This is a genomic window from Novosphingobium sp. NDB2Meth1, from assembly GCF_900117425.1.
In the GTDB taxonomy this organism is placed as follows: domain Bacteria; phylum Pseudomonadota; class Alphaproteobacteria; order Sphingomonadales; family Sphingomonadaceae; genus Novosphingobium.
The window spans coordinates 1-898 of record NZ_FPEH01000001.1 but is presented as its reverse complement, the minus strand read 5'-3'; the positions used below and the strand labels follow the sequence as shown (position 1 = coordinate 898).

1 pseudogene is annotated in these 898 nt (G+C 64.7%); it reads left to right on the top strand.

Annotated features, from left to right (window positions below):
* Nucleotides 1–42: 42 nt before the first annotated feature.
* Nucleotides 43–898 (top strand): annotated as a pseudogene (locus NDB2M1_RS21660) (IS3 family transposase); the annotation flags it as partial.

The following is an 898-nucleotide window of genomic DNA, read 5'->3' as shown; positions in this document are numbered from 1 at the left end:
ACTGACCTGCCCCCCGCTGGCTCCCTCGATTTGATGTAGAGTCTGCCCCACTCGAAGGAGCAGGATGCCGGGTTTTCGACGGCGGAGTTCTGCCGCAAGCACGGTCTGAGCCCGGCGACGTTCTACAAGCTGAAGGCGAAGTAGGGCGGGCTTGAGGTGTCCGATGCCCGGCGGCTGCGGTTGCTTGAGGAGGAGAACAGCAAGCTTAAGCGGCTGCTGGCCGAGACCGTGCTCGACAATGCCATCCTGAAGGACTTGCTGGGAAAAGTCTGACGACGCCAGCTCAGCGACGGGACGCGGCGCTCGGCGTGGTGCGGGATTACCAGATCTCGCAACGCCGGGCCTGCGGGCTCGCGGCAGCCGTACCCCGATGCCCGTGCCGCTGCGGCCGAACGACCGCTGGTCGATGGACTTCGTGGCCGATACGTTCGGCGCTTCCCGCCGGCTGCGCATCCTGGCGATCAACGATGACGCCTGCCGCGAGAACCTGTGCCTGGTGGGGGACACCAGCATCTCGGGCGTCAGGGTCGCGCGCGAACTCGACACGCTGGTGCGCCTCTATGGCAAACCGGCTTGCATCGTCAGCGACAATGGGACCGAGTTCACCAGCCGGGCGATCCTGAGGTGGGCCAGCGAGAACCGGGTCGAGTGGCACTACATCGATCCGGGCAAGCCGCAGCAGAATGCCTTCATTGAATCGTTCAACGGGTCGCTGCGCGACGAGCTCCTGAACAAGGAGTTGTTCGACAGCCTCCCCGATGCCCGGCGCAAGCTGGCGGTCTGGCGCTACGACTACAACAACGAAAGGCCGCACTCGTCACTGGCGAACCGAACACCGGCACGAATATCAAACCGGTGGACTCTCGTTATGACCGCGGGACCAGCGGGGGGCAGGTCA